The organism is Vreelandella sp. H-I2, from assembly GCF_052959335.1.
The window spans coordinates 71,407-89,376 of record NZ_JBRAMC010000006.1; the positions used below are offsets into that span (position 1 = coordinate 71,407).

At 56.0% G+C, this 17,970-nt stretch carries 14 protein-coding genes; 4 read left to right on the forward strand and 10 right to left on the reverse strand.

Annotated features, from left to right (window positions below; genetic code table 11):
• Window positions 1–3: 3 nt before the first annotated feature.
• Together ACUVOF_RS15445 and ACUVOF_RS15450 are read right to left on the reverse strand one after the other, a co-directional pair.
• Window positions 4–924 (reverse strand): MerR family transcriptional regulator, encoded by a 921-nt coding sequence (locus ACUVOF_RS15445; protein ID WP_447045213.1) that lies wholly within the window; start codon window positions 922–924, stop codon window positions 4–6.
• A gap of 238 nt (window positions 925–1,162) precedes the next feature.
• On the reverse strand, window positions 1,163–2,215 hold the full coding sequence (locus tag ACUVOF_RS15450) for an NAD(P)/FAD-dependent oxidoreductase (protein WP_447045214.1): 1,053 nt from the start codon (window positions 2,213–2,215) through the stop codon (window positions 1,163–1,165).
• A 160-nt stretch (window positions 2,216–2,375) separates the two neighbouring features.
• Between ACUVOF_RS15450 and ACUVOF_RS15455 the strand changes: the two genes are divergently transcribed.
• Window positions 2,376–3,284: a TIGR01777 family oxidoreductase gene (locus ACUVOF_RS15455; RefSeq protein ID WP_447045215.1), complete on the forward strand. Its 909-nt coding sequence runs from the start codon at window positions 2,376–2,378 to the stop codon at window positions 3,282–3,284.
• Here the strand turns inward: ACUVOF_RS15455 and rapA are convergent.
• The gene (gene rapA / locus ACUVOF_RS15460) at window positions 3,281–6,226 is read right to left on the reverse strand and encodes an RNA polymerase-associated protein RapA (protein WP_447045216.1); all 2,946 of its coding nucleotides are present in this window, start codon (window positions 6,224–6,226) and stop codon (window positions 3,281–3,283) included. The two genes, ACUVOF_RS15455 and rapA, sit on opposite strands and share 4 nt — an antisense overlap.
• A gap of 113 nt (window positions 6,227–6,339) precedes the next feature.
• Window positions 6,340–7,143 carry a redoxin family protein gene (locus ACUVOF_RS15465; protein WP_447045217.1) on the reverse strand — a complete coding sequence of 268 codons (804 nt, stop codon included), beginning with the start codon at window positions 7,141–7,143 and terminating at the stop codon, window positions 6,340–6,342.
• Window positions 7,144–7,208: 65 nt separating this feature from the next.
• On the opposite strand from ACUVOF_RS15465, the gene ACUVOF_RS15470 reads away from it, so the two are divergent.
• The 3 genes from ACUVOF_RS15470 to ACUVOF_RS15480 all read left to right on the forward strand — a co-directional run bounded on the left by ACUVOF_RS15470 (window position 7,209) and on the right by ACUVOF_RS15480 (window position 10,349).
• Complete coding sequence (locus ACUVOF_RS15470; protein WP_447045218.1) at window positions 7,209–7,463, forward strand: hypothetical protein; 255 nt, start codon at window positions 7,209–7,211, stop codon at window positions 7,461–7,463.
• Window positions 7,456–8,997 (forward strand): phospholipase D-like domain-containing protein, encoded by a 1,542-nt coding sequence (locus ACUVOF_RS15475; protein WP_447045219.1) that lies wholly within the window; start codon window positions 7,456–7,458, stop codon window positions 8,995–8,997. The genes ACUVOF_RS15470 and ACUVOF_RS15475 overlap by 8 nt, the downstream gene beginning before the upstream one ends.
• A gap of 143 nt (window positions 8,998–9,140) precedes the next feature.
• Complete coding sequence (locus ACUVOF_RS15480) at window positions 9,141–10,349, forward strand: ABC transporter substrate-binding protein (RefSeq protein ID WP_447045220.1); 1,209 nt, start codon at window positions 9,141–9,143, stop codon at window positions 10,347–10,349.
• 81 nt (window positions 10,350–10,430) lie between these two features.
• Here the strand turns inward: ACUVOF_RS15480 and ACUVOF_RS15485 are convergent, their stop codons facing one another.
• The 6 genes from ACUVOF_RS15485 to typA form a co-directional block, all read right to left on the reverse strand.
• On the reverse strand, window positions 10,431–11,756 hold the full coding sequence (locus ACUVOF_RS15485; RefSeq protein ID WP_447045221.1) for a branched-chain amino acid ABC transporter permease: 1,326 nt from the start codon (window positions 11,754–11,756) through the stop codon (window positions 10,431–10,433).
• Window positions 11,756–12,760 (reverse strand): branched-chain amino acid ABC transporter permease, encoded by a 1,005-nt coding sequence (locus ACUVOF_RS15490; protein ID WP_447045222.1) that lies wholly within the window; start codon window positions 12,758–12,760, stop codon window positions 11,756–11,758. The genes ACUVOF_RS15485 and ACUVOF_RS15490 overlap by 1 nt, the downstream gene beginning before the upstream one ends.
• A 17-nt stretch (window positions 12,761–12,777) precedes the next feature.
• Window positions 12,778–13,482 carry an ABC transporter ATP-binding protein gene (locus tag ACUVOF_RS15495; RefSeq protein WP_447045223.1) on the reverse strand — a complete coding sequence of 235 codons (705 nt, stop codon included), beginning with the start codon at window positions 13,480–13,482 and terminating at the stop codon, window positions 12,778–12,780.
• A 72-nt stretch (window positions 13,483–13,554) separates the two neighbouring features.
• Window positions 13,555–14,325 (reverse strand): ABC transporter ATP-binding protein, encoded by a 771-nt coding sequence (locus ACUVOF_RS15500; RefSeq protein ID WP_447045224.1) that lies wholly within the window; start codon window positions 14,323–14,325, stop codon window positions 13,555–13,557.
• A gap of 49 nt (window positions 14,326–14,374) precedes the next feature.
• Window positions 14,375–15,820 (reverse strand): sodium-dependent transporter, encoded by a 1,446-nt coding sequence (locus ACUVOF_RS15505; RefSeq protein WP_447045225.1) that lies wholly within the window; start codon window positions 15,818–15,820, stop codon window positions 14,375–14,377.
• A gap of 278 nt (window positions 15,821–16,098) precedes the next feature.
• On the reverse strand, window positions 16,099–17,949 hold the full coding sequence (typA, locus tag ACUVOF_RS15510; protein ID WP_447045226.1) for a translational GTPase TypA: 1,851 nt from the start codon (window positions 17,947–17,949) through the stop codon (window positions 16,099–16,101).
• Window positions 17,950–17,970 lie beyond the last annotated feature (21 nt).

Genomic DNA, 17,970 nt, shown 5'->3' on the forward strand with positions numbered 1-17,970 from the left:
GGATTACAGTACCCCAAACTCGCGTAAAAGAGGGCGCAAGCGGGCAATCGCCTGGGGTAGATCATCGCCCAGCATGTGTACCGGGCTATCGCGCAAATCGGCTTCGCGCAGACGAGCAACTTCGCCACACACACCAATAGGCACGTTAAGTGCCTTGGCTGCTTTGGGTAGAGCTTGATGAATATAGCTATCACTTTCCCGCTGACCGCTAGAGAGTAGCACCATCGATGAATGTAGCCGAGCCACCGCCTGAGGGAGATCCTCCAACGGCAAGGAGCGGTCAAGCAGCTGCACCCGGTAGCCTTGTTCACTGGCCATTAGCGCCGACATCAACACCCATAAAGGGCCAGGATCATCGGGCATGGCATTGAGCAAAATCAGCGGGCCACGGGTCGTCTGGTTGGCATAATGCAAGCGAATGCCCACTTGGCTGCGTAGAAACGCTTCCAAGGTACGGCGTACCAACTGATCCGCCTGAACAGCCCATTTAGCCTCGAGGGTTAAAATGACCGGCTGCCACAGCTCGTTGATCGCAATGCTCAGCGGGTAGAGCGCCAAACTCTGCTGATAAAACGCCTCTAACTTGGGCAGATCTAACGCTTCGATGATGGCTTGCAATTGGAGGCGCTGGCTTGCCCAATCACCGGTATCAGGCGTAGGGGTATCAATTGTTTCTGGCTGGTCAAGCAAGTCGGCGACTTGACTGACCGGCACACCACGATTGAGCCACTGCAAAATGCGTTCGATACGTGTGATGTCGTCTTGAGCATAAAGACGATGGCCTTTTGGCGTTCGCTGGGGGCGAATTAACCCATAGCGTCGTTCCCAAGCGCGAAGGGTGACCGAATTAACGCCCGTTAAGCGAGATACTTCGCGTATCGGATAGAGCGGCGTATCGGGTGGGTGGGTCGCCTTTAGACTCATGGGCGCCAGTACCTCTTAGTTAACTGTAAATTAGTTAACCGCATATGAGTTAACCGCAGCGTAACGCTGCAGGGGCCAGTCATTGTTCGCCGCGGCGAAGGTGATTCAAGTTCCATGTAACGATTGCCCGATGATGAAATACTAAACATTAGCACGATACTGTATGCCCATTTGTACAACTTGTCGCTACTCGGTACAACCTTTACCAAAATCCTTCTTAATCATTTAAGTGCTTTGTTTATTGAACCGACCGGCCTACTAGGGCTTCTCCTAATCGCTGGCCTGAAAGCCATGCATCCTCAACGCGACCGCTGCGAAAGCTGTCTCCACATAAGGCCAAACCGTTCGTACTGTATAAGTATGTATGCTCACAAGGGTTAGCCGGCTGAGCGTGGCGCCAACGGTGTGCCCCCATTTCAATCAGTTCGGGCAGGGCGGTTGAGGCTGAAAAAATACTCTTTAGCGCGTCGACAAGTTGTTTGGCCACTTCATCGGCAGGCTGTTCTAAATGCGCCTCGCTCCAGTCCAGTTGAGCCAGCAAGCTGAGACTTTCAGGTTGAGTGGTGCGCCCCGGTTTGGTTTGGTTGCGTGACACCACTCTTAGCGCCTGATGTGTTACACGTGCCATTTGCCAGCCCGAATCAACCCCCGGTATGGCGGGAAGCGGTCCGTCAAAAATAGCCCACCCCGCCCAGCAGGCCCGCTGTTCTCGTGCTTGGCACGCCGTGGCCAACTCGGTGTCCCATGCGGCTAGCAATGCATGAGCTTGGGGCGGTGGCGTGCTGATAACTACCTGGTCAAAAGGGCCGTACGTGGTCTGATCAGCGTCTATCAATTTCCAGCCACTGGGGGTGAAGTTAAGCGTTGAGATGGGAGTGCCGACATGCAACTTGGCATTGAACTGGGCCGTTAATACATCAGCCATATAGCGAGTTAAGGCGCTCATTCTCGGCGTGCCGGTATAGCGCTTTTGGTGATCGTTATGCTCCTGCCAGCCACTTGAGCTAGCCTGATAAGTAAGCGTTGGCCAGAGCGCTATGCAGCCAGCAGCGAGCCATTCATCCACGGCACGCTGAAAATGGGCGTCGCGAACGCTGAATGCCTGGGCGCCTAAATCCAGGGTGGCGCTGGGTCTGCGTTTACTCGCCATACGTCCGCCGGGGCCGCGGGCTTTATCAAAGAGTGTGGCGTTGGCACCGCTGTTGGCGAGTACTTTTGCGCAGGCGAGTCCTGAAATGCCTGCCCCGATGATGGCAACCCTGTGCGTAGCCGTTAGCGGTAGAGTAGCCATGATCCCTCAGGGTGTTTAAAAAATGATCAATAAAAAGCTGTCAAGAAACTTAAGCGAAAAGCTACTGTATCAGTATTGTATAGCTAATGTACAATATTATTGTCGATAGACTTGTCTCGCTAAGCTGACACCTAACAGTAGCACCAACAGGAGTAATTCCATGCGTGTATTAGTAACTGGTGGTAGTGGCTTTGTCGGCCAAAGACTATGCGAGCAACTGATTGAAAAAGGCCATGACGTTCAGGTGGTTTCCCGTCGCCCTCATCAAGTACGCGATCGACTGCCCAGCGGCTGCGACATTCGCGATAGCGCCCAGGCATTTATCGAATCGCCGCCGGATGCATTGATTAATCTGGCCGGGGAGTCCATTGCTGGCAAGCGTTGGAGCGATGAGCAGAAAGCCAAGCTGATTAATTCCCGCGTGGCGACTACAGAGCAGTTAGTGGCGTTGTGTGAACAATTGCAGGCCAACGGACAGCCGTTGCCGAAGGTCATGGTGTCGGGTTCGGCGATGGGCTACTACGGCGATCAGGGCAAGTGCGTGGTGACCGAGGAGACAAAACCAAACGATGAATTTGCCCATCGTCTTTGCAAGCAGTGGGAGGCGGCAGCTCAGCCGATTGAAGACATGGGGGTGCGTTTAGCGATTGTGCGTACTGGTTTGGTGTTGGATGCAGGTGGTGGCAGCTTACAGAAGATGCTACCGCCGTTTAAGTTGGGATTAGGCGGCCGTTTTGGTTCCGGTGAACAATTTATGCCATGGATTCACCGCGACGACTTAGTCGCGGCGATTCTGTTCCTCGTCAATCAAGAGACCTTGAACGGTGCTTTTAATGGCAGCGCACCGCACCCGGTTACGAATGCCACGTTTACCAAAACTCTGGCCAAGCAGCTCAATCGCCCAGCTATTTTTCCAGTACCCGCTTTTGTACTAAAAGCGGGTCTTGGGGAGATGTCACGATTACTACTGACCGGGGCGGATATGCGTCCTGCGCGCCTTGAGGCTGCTGGCTTTACTTTTCAGTATCCCACCCTTGATAAGGCGCTTGACGCTATCCTTCGCGATTAACGGTCGGCATCAACGGTGATAATCACCCGCACTGAATCAAGCCGTAGGCGGGTATTCTCAATCGCTTCGCTGAGCGCCTGACGTTCGCTTTTAAGTGCGTCGATTTCTGCGCTGCGCACCGCTGGGTTATGCTCGGCCAGCGCGGTTAAGCGGGCAATCTCGGCGTCCAGTTGGGCGCGCATACGCGCCTCGGCGTTCTCGACGATGCTGGGCAGCTGGCGCTCGGCTTCGCCTTCACCCTGAGTTAGCAGTTCACGCAGCTGGTCGTGACGGCTCTTGATTAAATCCCGTGCCAGCGACTTGTTAACCTTCTGCAGATTTTTGCCCAAACCGGTGAACGAGATTTTGCTGGTCAGGTTGGCGCCGGATTCATCCAGTAGCAAGCGCACAGCGGTGGGTGGCAAGAAGCGATGCAGGTGCAGCTTTTTGGGCGCCGGGCAGTGGGTACGAAACACTAGCTCGGCCATCAGTCGACCGCCAGGAATGGCATCGTGGCGAAGCAGAGCCAGCGCTGAGTTACCCATGGTGCCATCCAACACACGGCCCATCATTTCTCGCAGCAGCGGGTGTTCCCATGAGAGACGCTGCACATCGTCCCGGGCAAGCGCCTGGGCGCGGCTATACGTGGCGGTAAAGCCCTCTTCGCCTTTGACCAGCCCCGGCAAACCATCCAGCATATGTTGGCTGGGCTGTAGGTGCATTAGTCCCTTGCCGATCTCCTGGCTATCCACGCCGAAAATATCCAGCGCTCGCTCAATATAGCGCGGCAGGGCGGCGTCTTCGTCGAGTTCACGAACAGCGTCGATGACTTGTTGCGCGTGCGCGGGGCGGCAGGCGTTGAGCTCCAGCAGCCGGTTGCGGCCCGCGTCGTGTTCTGCGAGTTTGGCGCTAAACATCGTGCGGGTTTCGGCGATGATCTCTTCAAGTGCCTCATCATCCAGTAGCGCGTCAGCCAGGGCGTCGCCAAAGGCATCAAACAAGTCATTGCCCACCCCGTGAGGCGCACTGAATGCGTCCATGCCTTCGTGGTACCAGCGCAGCAGGCGATCGCCGGGGCTGCCTTCAAAGGTAGGAACATGCAGCTCAATGGCGTGGCGCTGGCCGATACGATCCAGGCGACCGATGCGCTGTTCGAGTTGATCTGGATGCTGGGGCATATCGAACATCACCAAGTGACGGCAGAACTGGAAGTTGCGTCCCTCAGAGCCGATTTCCGAGCACACCAGTACCTGTACACCCTCGTCTTCATCGGCAAACGCCGCCGCCGCGCGGTCACGCTCTATCAACGAGAGGTCTTCATGGAACACCGGGGCGTGGTAACCGCCCAGCACCCGCAGCCCTTCGGCAAGCCCTTCGGCGGTTTCCCGGTGGTGGGCAATGACCAGGACTTTCTCGTTGGCGAAACCACTCTCGCTGTCGTCGCTGAGCTTTTCCAGCAACCAGTTAATCCGCGGGTCGATGTGCCACCAATCTTCGCCGTTGAGCGGGTCATTGCTGAGCTCGCGGTAGGCCGCGTCGGGGTAGATCAGCACGTCGGGATGATCCATACCGGTCTCGATCAATAGCTCATCGAGGTAGTCTTCGTCGCGCTCTAAGCGGCGCACGACGCGACGGTAGGCCGAAGGCAGCGCCAACGGCACTAAATGCAAGCGCCGTTCCGGAAAGCCCCCCACGTGACGGCGGCTGTTGCGAAACATCACCCGGCCTGTGCCGTGGCGGTCGAGCAACGCTTCGCTCAGCTGAGCGCGGGCAGTGTCCTGTTGGTCGCGGCTCGCCTCTTTATTGCACAGCGTGGCCAGTAATGCCTGACTGTCGCGGTCATCGGCCACATTGGATACGTCTGCGCGAGCCGCAGGGTCGCCGGGAAGGGCATCCAGTGCATCGATGGCGCGGGCCACCTCGGTGTAGTGGCTCTCTTCGGTTTTGAAGCGCTCCAGGTCATGGTAGCGCTCGCTATCCAGCAGCCGAAGGCGGGCAAAGTGACTTTTGATACCCATCTGCTCGGGGGTCGCGGTGAGCAACAGCAGGCCGGGAATGACAGCCGAAAGCTGCTCGACGCACCGGTAGCCGAGGCCGCTACCCTCTTCGCTCCAGTCGAGGTGGTGCGCTTCGTCAACAATCAGCAGGTCAAACTGGCTGGCCAGTGCCTGCTCCTGGCGCTGGGGGTTGGCAAATAGCCAGCCTTGGCTCGCCAGCACAAGCTGGGCGCTTTCAAAGGGGTTGGCGCTGCCATGGGCTTGGCTCTGGGTTTCATCCAGGAGTGAAACGTTAAGTGAGAAGCGGCGCAGCAGCTCGACCAGCCACTGGTGGGTAAGGCTGTCGGGCACCAGAATCAGCGCGCGCTCAACGCGGCCATTGAGCAGCAGGCGGTGCAGAATCAGTCCAGCTTCAATGGTTTTACCCAGGCCCACTTCGTCTGCCAGCAGTACGCGGGGCGCATGGCGGTTGGCGACTTCATTGGCAATGTAGAGCTGATGGGGAATCAGGTCGATACGCGGCCCGGAAAAGCCCAGCGCGCTGTGCTGCTCGATACGCTGATAGTGGTGTAGGGTGCGAAAGCGCAAATCAAACCAGTCGTTGCGGTCGACCTGGCCGGTCAATAGGCGGTCACGCGCCTGGTCAAACTGCATGGTATCGGCGAGCTTGGCCTCAGGCAGTTCGCGCAGGTTGCCTTCGCTGTCTTCGCCTATATAGGTAATCAGGCCACGGGACTCTTTGCTGTCATCGACGACCATTTGCCAGCCGTCGGCGGAGAGCACGCGGTCGCCGCTACCAAACATGACGCGGGTCAGCGGGGCTTGGCGGGTATTGTAGGTACGGGTTTCTTGGCTGGCACTGAACAAGATGGTAACGCTACGGGCATCGCAGTTAAGCACGGTGCCGAGGCCAAGTTCAGCTTCGCCGTCGCTAATCCAGCGTTGGCCGGGAGAAAAATCGCTCATGATGCCTCGGAGGAGTCTGCAAAACGGGTCGACTGCCGCCGGAGGGGAGCGCCGGCGGCATCAGGGCGGGGGATTCTAACGCAAAGCGGCGGGGGGATTAAGGTGTATCGGCATCAATCTTGTAACCAGCGGTCCAGATGAGCACGGGTAAGCTCGCCAACATGTACATCCAGGGTGTTTCCCTGGTCATCAAACAGCACGGTGGTGGGCAATCCTGGGGCTTTAAACAAGGCCATCAGTTGCTGACTGGGGTCGCGCAGCGCATAGCGAAATTCAAGCTGCTGCTCATCCAAATAGCGCACGATAGGCAGTAGGTCCTCACCCTGATTGACGACCACTACGCTGATGCCCTCGCGCTGGGCGGTTTCCTCAAGCAGCGGCATTTCACGCAGGCAGGGCGGGCACCAGGTCGCCCACAGATTGACGATAATCAGATCACCGTTTTCGGCAAGCGATGGCAAATGCACCTGATTACCCTCTACATCTTCCAGCGTTACCTCCGGTAGGGAGTCAACCGCAAAGTCATCGCCCAGAGGCGCCAGGGTGATCAGCACCAGCCACAGGCTGGAAGCAGCCACTAACATGGCTATCGCGCCGCCCATGGCCAACAGGCGTGCGCGTAGTGCCCAGGCCGTCCATACCAACCCGGCCACCATTCCCCACAGGCCGTGGTAGCCGGGCTGCCAGACCTTTAGCGCTTCAAGCGGGGCGTCGCTATAGCTATCCAGGTTGAGCAAAATATGGCCCACCCGAGCACCGACTAACCAGACAATAATAAGTCCAGTAAACCAGCGTTGCTGGTCACGCCGAGGGAGTCCCAACAGTAACCGAGCACAAAGTAGCAGCAGCAGTGCGCAGCCAATGGCATAGAGACGCGGTAATGAAATCAGTAGCGGGCCGAGAGCAATGGCGTTCATGGTTTTCTCGTGAAGCAGGTACACTGGCAGACCATACCATGCGAGCTGCAAATTACGGAGACGTTATGCCCCCACCCGCTTTTGATAAGCTGCGCGCGCTAGCGATCGGCTCCCAGGCGATTGGCTTAATTACGATAATTACCCTGGAAACAGTGATGGGAAACGCAGCCCGACCCTGGCAGGGGGTTGTGCTAGCGGGCATGCTGGCCACGGCATTATCAATTGCGCTAATGCGCCTCTACCGCCGTAATCTAGCCCGCAAGCGCTGGGCCGAACGCCTTGAAGCCAATGACCATAACAAAGACCAAGACGATGACTAATGCCAATGGCTGGCTTCAATGGATGAGCTTAGTGGCACTGTGCAGCCTACTGGCGGGATGCACCCACGCGGTGACGCGTGAACACCACACTACGCTCGCCTTGGACGATGCACGCACGACCTGGTTGGGTGAGCAGGCCTATCAGGCGTTAGCGGAACAGACACAACCCGATGGTTTTGCGCTGCTAGCCAATGGGCGGGAAGCATTTGCTGCTCGGGTGGGATTGATTCACCAAGCCCAGCGTGAGTTGAATATCCAAACCTACTTACTGGGCGAAGGCCAAACCACGCAGCTAATCCTTTCACAGTTGCTGGAAGCCGCCGAGGAAGGCGTCCGGGTGCGCCTGCTGGTCGATGATATCGGCGCTATTGGTCAAGGTGATCGCTTAGCCGCACTGGCTAGCCACCCAGGTATTCACGTGCGGGTTTATAATCCGCTCCCGGTGGGGCGTAGGCATATGTTCACGCGCGTCTTGGCCTCTGTGGTCAACCCTGCTCAGCAGCACCGGCGCATGCATAACAAGCTGTGGGTAGCCGATAACAGCGTCGCCATTGTGGGTGGGCGTAATCTGGGCGATGAATATTTTGATGCCAACGACTCCCGCAACTTTGCTGATTTGGACTTTGCGACCATTGGCGAGGTAGTGCCCGAGCTTTCGCGCAGTTTTGATCTGTATTGGAACCACGGCTTGGCGCAGCCGATTGAACGCTATCATCAAGTCGCCGATAACGCTTGGCAATCGCTCGAAACGGCGTTGGAAGATTGGCTGGATGTTAATGCCGACTCGGAATACTTTACCCAACTGCGCAGCCACCCGCGCAGCGCGCCGCCCTGGGAAACCCTTCATTGGGGGGAAGGGGTGGCGATGTGGGATGCCCCCGGCAAGCTGGCGTCTGGTACGCCTGAATGGCGAGATACCCTGTTAGGTGAGTTAATCGATGCCACCGAGCTTAACCAGCGCCTTGTGGTTATTTCTGCTTACTTTGTGCCCACCGAGCAAGGCGTGCAAAACCTAACCGATCTTGCCGACCAGGGTATTGCTGTCGAGATTATTACCAATTCGCTGGAGTCGACAGACGCTGCCGTAGTACACGGCGCCTACGCACCCTGGCGTAAAACGCTACTCGCCCACGGTATTACCCTCTATGAGCTGCGCCCTGAACAGGAAGCGGGCCCGAATGAAGATATGCGTGTGCCCGGCGCCTCTGCTTCAGCGCTACATATCAAGGCGTTAAGCTTTGATGATCAGGTGTTTGTGGGTTCGTTTAACGCTGACCCACGGTCGATCTACTGGAATACCGAAATTGGCGTGCTGGCCCGCAGCGAGTCGCTTATGCAGGCGTTTAACGATCTGGTGGCCATAGGGCAAGAGCCTGCGCTGAGTTACCGCATCGAACTTACCCCAGAGGGTGAGTTGAACTGGCACCTGGAGCGCGATGGCAACGTGGAAATTTTAACCACTGAGCCGGGAAGTTTTTGGCGCCATTTCAACGCCTGGTTAAGCCATACGCTTAAGCTTGAGCGCTGGTTATAGTGCATTTTTGCAAACTAGCGTTAGAAACGGGTGCTTGTGTTTTTGCCGTTCCAGTTCCAGATTAATAGCAACCTTAGCGATTGATCGCTGGGGCAAACTAAAAAAATGCACAATTTCTTATGACACTGGGAGCGACAAATAACATGATCAATAAGCGCGCATTAGCCACCGCTGTGGCGGCCTCAACCCTGGCATTGACCGGAGTAGCGCAGGCAGAGGTCAAAGTTGGCTTCTTGGGCGGCTTTACCGGGGGTATTGAAAGTTTAACACCCCCGATTTTTGAAGGGGCGCAACTAGCTGTTGAGCAAATCAATGAGCAGGGCGGCATCCTAGATGGCCAAACATTGGTGATGCCGACGGGCGATACCACCTGTTCTGATGCATCAGCCGCCTCTAACGCCGCTGACCGTATGGTGAACTCTGAAAATGTGACGGCGATTGTGGGTGCGCTGTGTACCGGTGCCACCATTGCCGCGGCTAACAACGCCGCCATTCCCGGTGGCGTATTGATGGTATCCCCTGCCTCTACGGCACCGGCGGTATCTGAGCTGGACGACAATGATCTTGTCTTCCGCACCGTACCGTCAGATGCTTTCCAAGGTGAAATGCTTGCCAAGCTGCTGCTCGAAAAAGGCATTGATGCGGTCGCGGTCACCTACGTGAACAACGATTATGGTCAAGGGCTTTCAGATGCCTTCAGCGCTGCGTTTGAAGCGGGCGGTGGTGAGATTACTGAGAACCTGGCCCACGAAGATAACCGCGCAGATTATCGCTCTGAGTTAGGCTCGCTCTCAGTGAGTGGTGTGGATACCCTCGTCGTATTGGCCTACGCCGATACCTCAGGTCAAACAGTACTGCGCCAAGCCTATGAAAGCGGCATGTTTAACCAATACGTGGGGGCTGACGGCATGGTCGGCGATAGCCTTGTCGAGGCGATTGGCGCTGACGTGCTGGATGGCATGATCGCCACGCGCCCTGGCAGCCCTGACCTGCCCGGCACCGATATTTTTATCGAAGCCGCCGAAGCTGCTGATTTAGACCCGAGTGCGGTATTTGCCGCCCAAGCCTACGACGCCGCTTTCCTGATCGCGTTGGCGATTGAACAAAACGGCAACGCTGACCGTGAAGGGCTCTCTGAAGCGCTACGCAGCGTTTCCAGCGCCCCTGGCGAGGTTATTTTGCCCGGCGAGTGGGAAAAAGCGGTTGAGCTGATTGCCGCTGGCACCGAGATTAACTACGAAGGCGCGTCAGGCTCGCATGAGTTTGATGATAACGGCGACGTACCTGGCGTGGTGGTAGAAATGGTCGTCGAAGATGGCACCTTTACCAGTAAAGGTCAGGTCGATCTTTAAGTGTTCAACGCTTATCTAGAACCATAAAAAATGCCCGGCTGATGACCAGCCGGGCATTTTCACTGGGATAGCTTGTGTCGTTCAGCTGTGGCTTTTGATCTTCTCGGGCAGCAGCCCTTTGGGCGCGAAGCGCAATACCATGGTGATCAACAGGCCAATCACCAGTACCCGTGCCTGCAGGGCGCGGCTATCCATATTGCCCGGTGCATCCCAGCCGAACGCGCCTTCGCCAAAGGCCACCGCTAGCTGCATTAAGAACAGCGCCAGGGGCTCAGACATAATCCAGATGATATAGACCGCCACAGCGCCAAAAATGGTGCCCAGGTTATTGCCCGGCCCGCCAAGTATCACCATTACCAGCACCAGGAACGTATGGTTCAGCGGCAAATAGCCTTGAGGGTCGAAGAGGCTGTTGAAGGTGCCCAATATACCGCCGCCTAAGCCCATCAGAATGCAGCCCAGCACGAAGATTTCCAGACGCCGTTTATTGATATCCTTACCCATCGCCGCAGCCGAGACTTCATTGTCGCGAATCGCCCGAATCATACGGCCCCACGGCGCGTTGTAGGCGCGATTGAGCAGAAAGAAGATCACCGCAATGATGACCGCGGTAAACGAAAGATAGATGGCTCGGGAAAGCGTGAAGCCCAGTTCAGCAGGCCCCGGCGTTGGCCACGGGAGCGGAGACACGGTAGCAGTGCCGCGGGTAAGCCAGTCAGAGTTCTTTAAGAACGCCTTAATGATTTCGGCGATGCCCAGAGTGGCAATGGCCAGGTAATCGCTGCGCAAGCCCAGGCATATATGACCGATAAAATAGCCGACGCCCCCTGCCAGCGCGCCCCCTACTATCCAACCGGTCCAGGGCGGTAAGCCTAGTCCACCGACAAAACCCGCCTGGCTTTCAATCGCTTCCGTCACTTCACGCAACTGGCTAATCACCACGAGGTAAAGTATGACGCCCAGTACCACCGTAATACACGTACGCAGAAGCTTCGGCACGCCTAAACGGTCAAGTTTGCTGGCGCCAATGATCAGCAGGATGGCAGCAGCGCCATACAGCAGCACGCGGCCAAATTCACCGGGCAGCGCGGTGCCCCAAAAAGCATCGTTGACCGGGACGCTAAAGAACATGGCACAGAAGCCGCCCAGGGCAACAAAGCCCATTACCCCGGCGTTGAACTGCCCCGCGTAGCCCCATTGAATGGTTAATCCTAGCGCCAGGATGGCGTAGCAGGCAGCCTCTACCAGCATACGGGTGCTATAGGCGGCACCCATGATGGCGTAAACCGCCAAAATAGCCACGAGCAGCACACCAAACAGGATCAGCTCGCGCAGCGGAAAGTGACGGGCAGGCGTGGCGTCTTGGGGAGTGTAGGCAGGGTTGCGCGTTTTTTCTGAGTTGCTCATTAGATCACCTTGCCCTTAAAGAGTCCGGTGGGACGCCACACCAGAATGGCTACCAGAATGAAAAACGGTACGACAATTTTATACTCGGTACCTACGAAGGCCAGATTTGACGGTAGCTCCAGCCAGGCTGGCAGGCTATCGCGGAAGGGGCGCAGCAGCACGTTCCAGTTAAACACCGCCAGCGTTTCGGCAAAGCCGACCACAAACCCCCCGGCGATGGCGCCGTAAGGGTGGCCGACACCACCGACAATGGCAGCGGCAAAAATGGGCAGCAGCAGGAAGAAGCTTAAGTCGGGCTTAAAGGTGACATCCAGGGAGAGCAACGTGCCGGCAATAGCCGCAAGCGCTCCGGCAATAATCCAGGTCACCGCCACAATGGTATTGGTATTAATACCCGATGCTTGAGCAAGCTCTGGATTATCCGACATTGCGCGCATTGCCTTGCCTAACCGCGAACGGTTAAGGAAAAGGTGCAGTGCGACGACCGCAACGATGGTAATCACGAACAGGTAAATCTGTGGCTCGGTAACCACAATTGGTGCCCGGACACCCTCGAAGGGTAGCGCAATACGGAAGATCTCTTTACGGTCGTCGACATATAAACTCTGCCCGCCGGTGCCGGAAAACAAGCGAATCAGCCCCTGCAGAATCAACGTGACCCCCAGCGAGCCAATCACCAGCACAATCGGCTTGACCCCATGGGCACGCAGCGGTTTATAGAAGGTTTTATCGATTCCCACGGCCAGGGCGGCGGTGAGCAGCATCGCCAGCGGTAGCATTAACACCGCGGTGGGTATGCCTAGGCTGGCGCCAGCCGCCGGGAATAGCGTGGTCAGCAGTAGCACCATAAAGGCGCCGAAAGTCATCATGTCGGCGTGGGCGAAGTGGGCAAAGCGCATAATGCTGAAAATCAGCGTTACCCCAATGGCCCCAATGGCATAAATAGAGCCGCTTACGCTGCCCGAAATCACCACATTATTGATGAAAAAAACCAGTTCGTTCACACGTTTCTCCCTGGGGGCTAGCCGCCCAAAAAGCTTTTAGCGACATCGGGGTCGGCGAGCAGTGCCGCCCCAGTGTCGGTAAAGCGGTTTTGGCCAGCAGCCAGCACAAAGCCCTTATCGGCAATCGCGAGTGCCTGTTTGGCGTTCTGTTCCACCATCAAAATACCCACGCCTGCGGCGTTGATCTGTTTGACGCGGTCGAAAATCTCATTCATATACAGCGGCGACAGCCCCGCGGTGGGTTCGTCCAGCAACAGTAGGCTAGGTTCGGCCATCAAGGCGCGTCCCATGGCGACCATTTGACGCTGTCCACCGGAAAGCTCACCGGCAGGCTGGCGGCGCTTTTCATACAGCGGTGGGAAAAACTCATAGATCTGAGCGAGCATGCGCTTGACGTTTTGCGGCTTTAAAAAGGCGCCCATCTCCAGGTTTTCCTGCACCGAAAGGCTGGGGAAAACGTTCTTCTCCTGGGGCACGAAGCCCATGCCGCGCTGCACCAGCTGGTTAGGCGGCAGGTTTTGGATTGGCTGGCCGTTAAGCAGTATCTCGCCCTGATTAACATTCAGCAGGCCAAAGACCGCTTTCAGCATGGTGGATTTGCCCGCCCCGTTAGGGCCGACGATAACACCGACCTCATCGGCTTCCAGCGTCATGTTTACCCCGTTAAGGATATTCATGCCGCCATAGCCGCCGTGCACGTCGCGTGCGTCGATTAATGGCATATGAAAGTATTCCAGCAAGGTCGCTTCGCAGCGACGTCATTGTATTAGTTGGTGAGTAGCGAAAATGCCCACTTAAGCGACATCGGTACCAAAGTAGGCCTCGATAACCTCGGGATTATTCTGGATGTCGTTGATATGCCCCTCCACCATCACGCTGCCCTGAGCCAGCACGATAACCGGATCGCAAAGACGGGCAATCATCTCCATATCGTGCTCAATGACCAGGAATGTGTAGCCCATTTCACGGTTGAGCCGCTCAATATTGCCGATCAAATCGCCCAACAGGGTTCGGTTCACGCCCGCAGCGATCTCATCAAGAAGCACCACCTTGGCGTTGGTCATCATAGTGCGGCCAAGTTCCAGCAACTTCTTTTGCCCCCCGGACAAATTACCCGCCAGCTCGTTTCGCACATGGTGCAAGCCAACAAAGTCAATCACTTCCAATGCGCGGCGGCGCACCTCAGCTTCCTCCCGCCGTACCTTGCCAGGCTTTAACCAAGCGCTGAAAAGGTCTTCACCGGCTTGCTTGGGCGGTACCATCATGAGGTTTTCCAGCGCGCTCATCTGACTGAACTCGTGAGCAATCTGAAAGGTGCGCAGCAATCCGCGATGAAAGCGCTGGTCGGCGCTAAGCTCGGTAATGTCTTCGCCATTGAGCAGAATGCGACCGCTATCGGGGGCCAAGGCACCAGCAATTAAATTAAATAGGGTCGATTTGCCCGCACCATTGGGGCCTATCATGCCGGTGATGGAGCCTTTTTCTACTTGAATAGAGCAGTCGTTAATCACCTGTAAGCCGCCGAATGCTTTGTTAACGCGTTGTACATCAATAAGGGGGGTCATGGTGTCTCCACGCGATACAGGCGGCTAATCAGCCGCCTGCGCACTGTTATTAAGTTGTTTGTCGTGGTTTTTTGAGCCACCGCTGGCTGGCAGCAAAAGCGCCAACAATTAGCAGCGCGCCAAGGGTGGGGATGAGATAACCATCCACCTGAGGAATGGTGCGTAAAAAGACAAAGGCGACGGCGGCAGGGGCCACAAAGCGTACTAGAAAACGCCAGCACTTAAACCAAGAAACACTGGCACCCAGCTCTTTCATTACTTCGCTTTGTGTCAGCGCCCAGCCAGCAAATAGCGCAATTAATAAGCCGCCAACCGGCATAAAGATATTAGTGAGTAGCTCAATAAAATCGAAGGCGCTACGACCAAATAGGCTATGGAATATCGTCCCCTCGGCCCATACGTTAAAGCTGACGACCGTCAATAGGCCCATTGCCCAGGCGGCAATCACCATAATAATAACGGCCTGAGGACGCGTCATATCAAAGCGTTCTACGAGGAAAGCAGCGACGGGTTCGATCAGCGAAATAGAGGAGCTGATGGCGGCGCCAAGCACCAGAATAAAGAATACCCCGCCGACTAGAGCGCCAAACGGCATTTCGGCAAATGCCAGTGGCAGGGTGACAAACATCAGCCCAGGGCCTTGACCTGTTTCTAGGCCCGCCCCAAACACCAGGGCAAAAATAGCCAGGCCAGCCACCATCGCCACGGCGGTATCGACGATGGCGACCGCAAAGGCGGTGCGGGTCAGCGACACGTTGCTGGGCATATAGGCGCCGTAAGCCATAATGGCTCCCATGCCTAAGCTCAGGGTAAAGAACGACTGCCCCATGGCCTCTAGCCAACCCTCAAGGCTAAGGTCGGCGATATTAAAGGTAAACAGGAAATTGGCGGCGGCACCCATATCACCATTAATTGCGCCGTAAGCCAGTACTACCAGCAGGATGATAAACAGTGCAGGCATCATAATCCGTAGTCCAGACTCGATACCTTTATGGATACCCATACCCACGATCAGCGCTGATGCTGCAATGAAAAGTGTGTGATAGAGCGTCATCAAGCCAGGGGCAGCCAGTAAGGCATCGAAGCCATCACTAATAGTTTGGGCATCGGCCCCCACTAGCGAGCCGGTAAGCATTAGCCAGGTATAGTGGATCGCCCAGCCGGCAATCACCGAGTAGAAGCTTAAAATCAAAAATGCCGAGGCGGCGCCCAGCCAGCCAATGGTTTCCCAAGCGCGGGAGGTGCCATGGGTTTTAGTGAGGTGCCGCATGCCCATAATCGGGCTTTGTCGGCTGTTGCGACCGAGCAGAATCTCAGCAATCAGAATGGGAATGCCGACCGCAAAGATGGTGAGTGCGTACACTAAAATAAACGCACCGCCGCCATTCTCACCGGTGAGATAGGGAAATCGCCACAGATTGCCTAAGCCGACGGCTGAGCCAACCGCTGCTAGAAGAAAGGTTCCTTTATGCGTCCAGACGTTATGACCGCTCATGGGAAAAGTGTCCGTGTTTGGGGTCAGGATAGAGAAATATCCAAACACCTGTATGAATATGGCGACGACAGCGTGCCTGGGACGCGCTGAACTAGCGTTACTTTGCGATAGAACGCGTCACCTTTCCAGCGTAATAGCGTTTAGGCTGCGTTTAGGGGACTGTCTTGGCAACTGAGTGGAGCGAGTTGAGGCGCTGAAAACCGCGGTGTCTAAGTATAAAAAACGCATAAAAAAACCCGCTTGCGCGGGTTTTTTTGATGTTAACTGCTTCGAGCGTGTTACTTCTTGCTGTAACGCTTGCGCTCGGTCTCTTTCAGCAGCTTTTTGCGCAGGCGGATATGCGCCGGCGTGACTTCGACGAGCTCGTCGGAGTCAAGAAACTCAATCGCCTGCTCCAGAGAGAACTTAACCGGCGGGGTCAATACGATGTTTTCATCGTTACCGGTGGAGCGCATGTTGTCGAGCTTCTTGCCTTTAGTGGGGTTAACCACCATGTCGTTAGCGCGGTTGTTGATGCCGATCAGCATGCCTTCGTAAACTTCCGTGGCGTGATCGATGATCAGCTTGCCGCGCTCTTGCAGCGCATACAGCGCATAGGCAAGGGCTTTACCGTCAACCATCGAAACCAGCACGCCGTTACGACGCTCGATAGAGGCTTCTGGCTTCAGCGGGCCGTAGTGATCAAAACGGCTGGTGAGAATGCCGGTGCCCGAGGTCAGGGTCAAAAACTGACCGCGGAAACCGATCAAGCCGCGGGCAGGGATGATGAAGTCCAGGCGAACCCGTCCTTTACCGTCCGGCAGCATGTTGGTCATTTCACCTTTGCGGTAGCCCAGCTCTTCCATGATCGAGCCCTGGTGCTGCTCTTCACAGTCGATGATGACTTCTTCGTAAGGCTCCTGCTTCTCACCGTCAATCTCCTTGATGATGACTTCCGGGCGACCGACGGCCAGCTCAAAGCCTTCACGGCGCATGGTTTCGATCAACACCGACAGGTGCAGCTCGCCACGGCCCGACACCTTGAATTTTTCAGGGGTTTCGCCCTGTTCAACGCGCAGCGCCACGTTGTGAATCAGCTCTTGATCAAGACGATCCTTGATATTACGGCTGGTTACGAACTTGCCATCTTTACCGGCGAACGGTGAGTCGTTGACCTGGAAGGTCATCGATACGGTGGGTTCGTCAACGGACAGCGGGGGGAGCGCTGCAACATTGGCCGGATCACATAGCGTATCGGAAATCGCCAGATCGTCGATGCCAGTGATGCAGACAATATCGCCAGCGGTCGCTTCGTTGGTCTGAACGCGCTCCAGGCCCATATGGGTCATGACCTGACCGATTTTGCCTTTACGCACATTGCCGTCAACGCCGATCACCGAGATCTGCTGGTTCGGTTTTACCGAGCCGCGCTTGATGCGACCCAGACCAATAACGCCCACGTAGCTGTTGTAATCCAGTGCCGAAATCTGCATCTGGAAAGGGCCGTCGAGTTCCACCTTGGGCGGCTCGACGATATCGACGATGGCTTGGAACATGGGGTCCATGTTGTCCGCCAGCTCTTCAGGATCCATGCCGGCAATGCCGTTCAAGGCAGAGCAATAGATGATCGGGAAATCGAGCTGTTCGTCAGACGCGCCGAGATTATCAAACAAATCAAAAATCTGGTCGATAACCCAGTCAGGGCGCGCACCGGGACGGTCAATTTTATTGACTACCACAATCGGTTTGAGGCCTTGGGCGAATGCTTTCTGTGTCACGAAGCGAGTTTGCGGCATCGGGCCATCAACGGCGTCTACGAGCAGTAGCACCGAATCAACCATCGACATGACGCGCTCAACTTCACCGCCGAAATCGGCGTGTCCAGGCGTATCCACAATGTTGATGTGGTAGCCGTTACCATGGCTGTCTTGCCATTGGATGGCCGTATTCTTGGCCAAAATGGTAATGCCACGTTCTTTTTCCTGATCATTTGAGTCCATGATGCGCTCTTGACCTTCTGCTTTACGGTCAAGGGTGCCGGACTGGCTCAGGAGTTTGTCGACCAGAGTGGTTTTACCATGGTCAACGTGGGCAATGATCGCGACGTTGCGCAGGTTATTAACCGCGCTGGAGTTTTGCTGGTTTTGCATGCTGAGAGAGAACTCTTGTGA

Coding starts and splice junctions, on each gene's coding strand:
- ACUVOF_RS15445 (WP_447045213.1), bottom strand. CDS start 924: ATGAGTCTAAAGGCGACCCACCCACCCGATACGCCGCTCTATCCGATA.
- ACUVOF_RS15450 (WP_447045214.1), bottom strand. CDS start 2,215: ATGGCTACTCTACCGCTAACGGCTACGCACAGGGTTGCCATCATCGGG.
- ACUVOF_RS15455 (WP_447045215.1), top strand. CDS start 2,376: ATGCGTGTATTAGTAACTGGTGGTAGTGGCTTTGTCGGCCAAAGACTA.
- rapA (WP_447045216.1), bottom strand. CDS start 6,226: ATGAGCGATTTTTCTCCCGGCCAACGCTGGATTAGCGACGGCGAAGCT.
- ACUVOF_RS15465 (WP_447045217.1), bottom strand. CDS start 7,143: ATGAACGCCATTGCTCTCGGCCCGCTACTGATTTCATTACCGCGTCTC.
- ACUVOF_RS15470 (WP_447045218.1), top strand. CDS start 7,209: ATGCCCCCACCCGCTTTTGATAAGCTGCGCGCGCTAGCGATCGGCTCC.
- ACUVOF_RS15475 (WP_447045219.1), top strand. CDS start 7,456: ATGACTAATGCCAATGGCTGGCTTCAATGGATGAGCTTAGTGGCACTG.
- ACUVOF_RS15480 (WP_447045220.1), top strand. CDS start 9,141: ATGATCAATAAGCGCGCATTAGCCACCGCTGTGGCGGCCTCAACCCTG.
- ACUVOF_RS15485 (WP_447045221.1), bottom strand. CDS start 11,756: ATGAGCAACTCAGAAAAAACGCGCAACCCTGCCTACACTCCCCAAGAC.
- ACUVOF_RS15495 (WP_447045223.1), bottom strand. CDS start 13,482: ATGCCATTAATCGACGCACGCGACGTGCACGGCGGCTATGGCGGCATG.
- ACUVOF_RS15500 (WP_447045224.1), bottom strand. CDS start 14,325: ATGACCCCCCTTATTGATGTACAACGCGTTAACAAAGCATTCGGCGGC.
- ACUVOF_RS15505 (WP_447045225.1), bottom strand. CDS start 15,820: ATGAGCGGTCATAACGTCTGGACGCATAAAGGAACCTTTCTTCTAGCA.
- typA (WP_447045226.1), bottom strand. CDS start 17,949: ATGCAAAACCAGCAAAACTCCAGCGCGGTTAATAACCTGCGCAACGTC.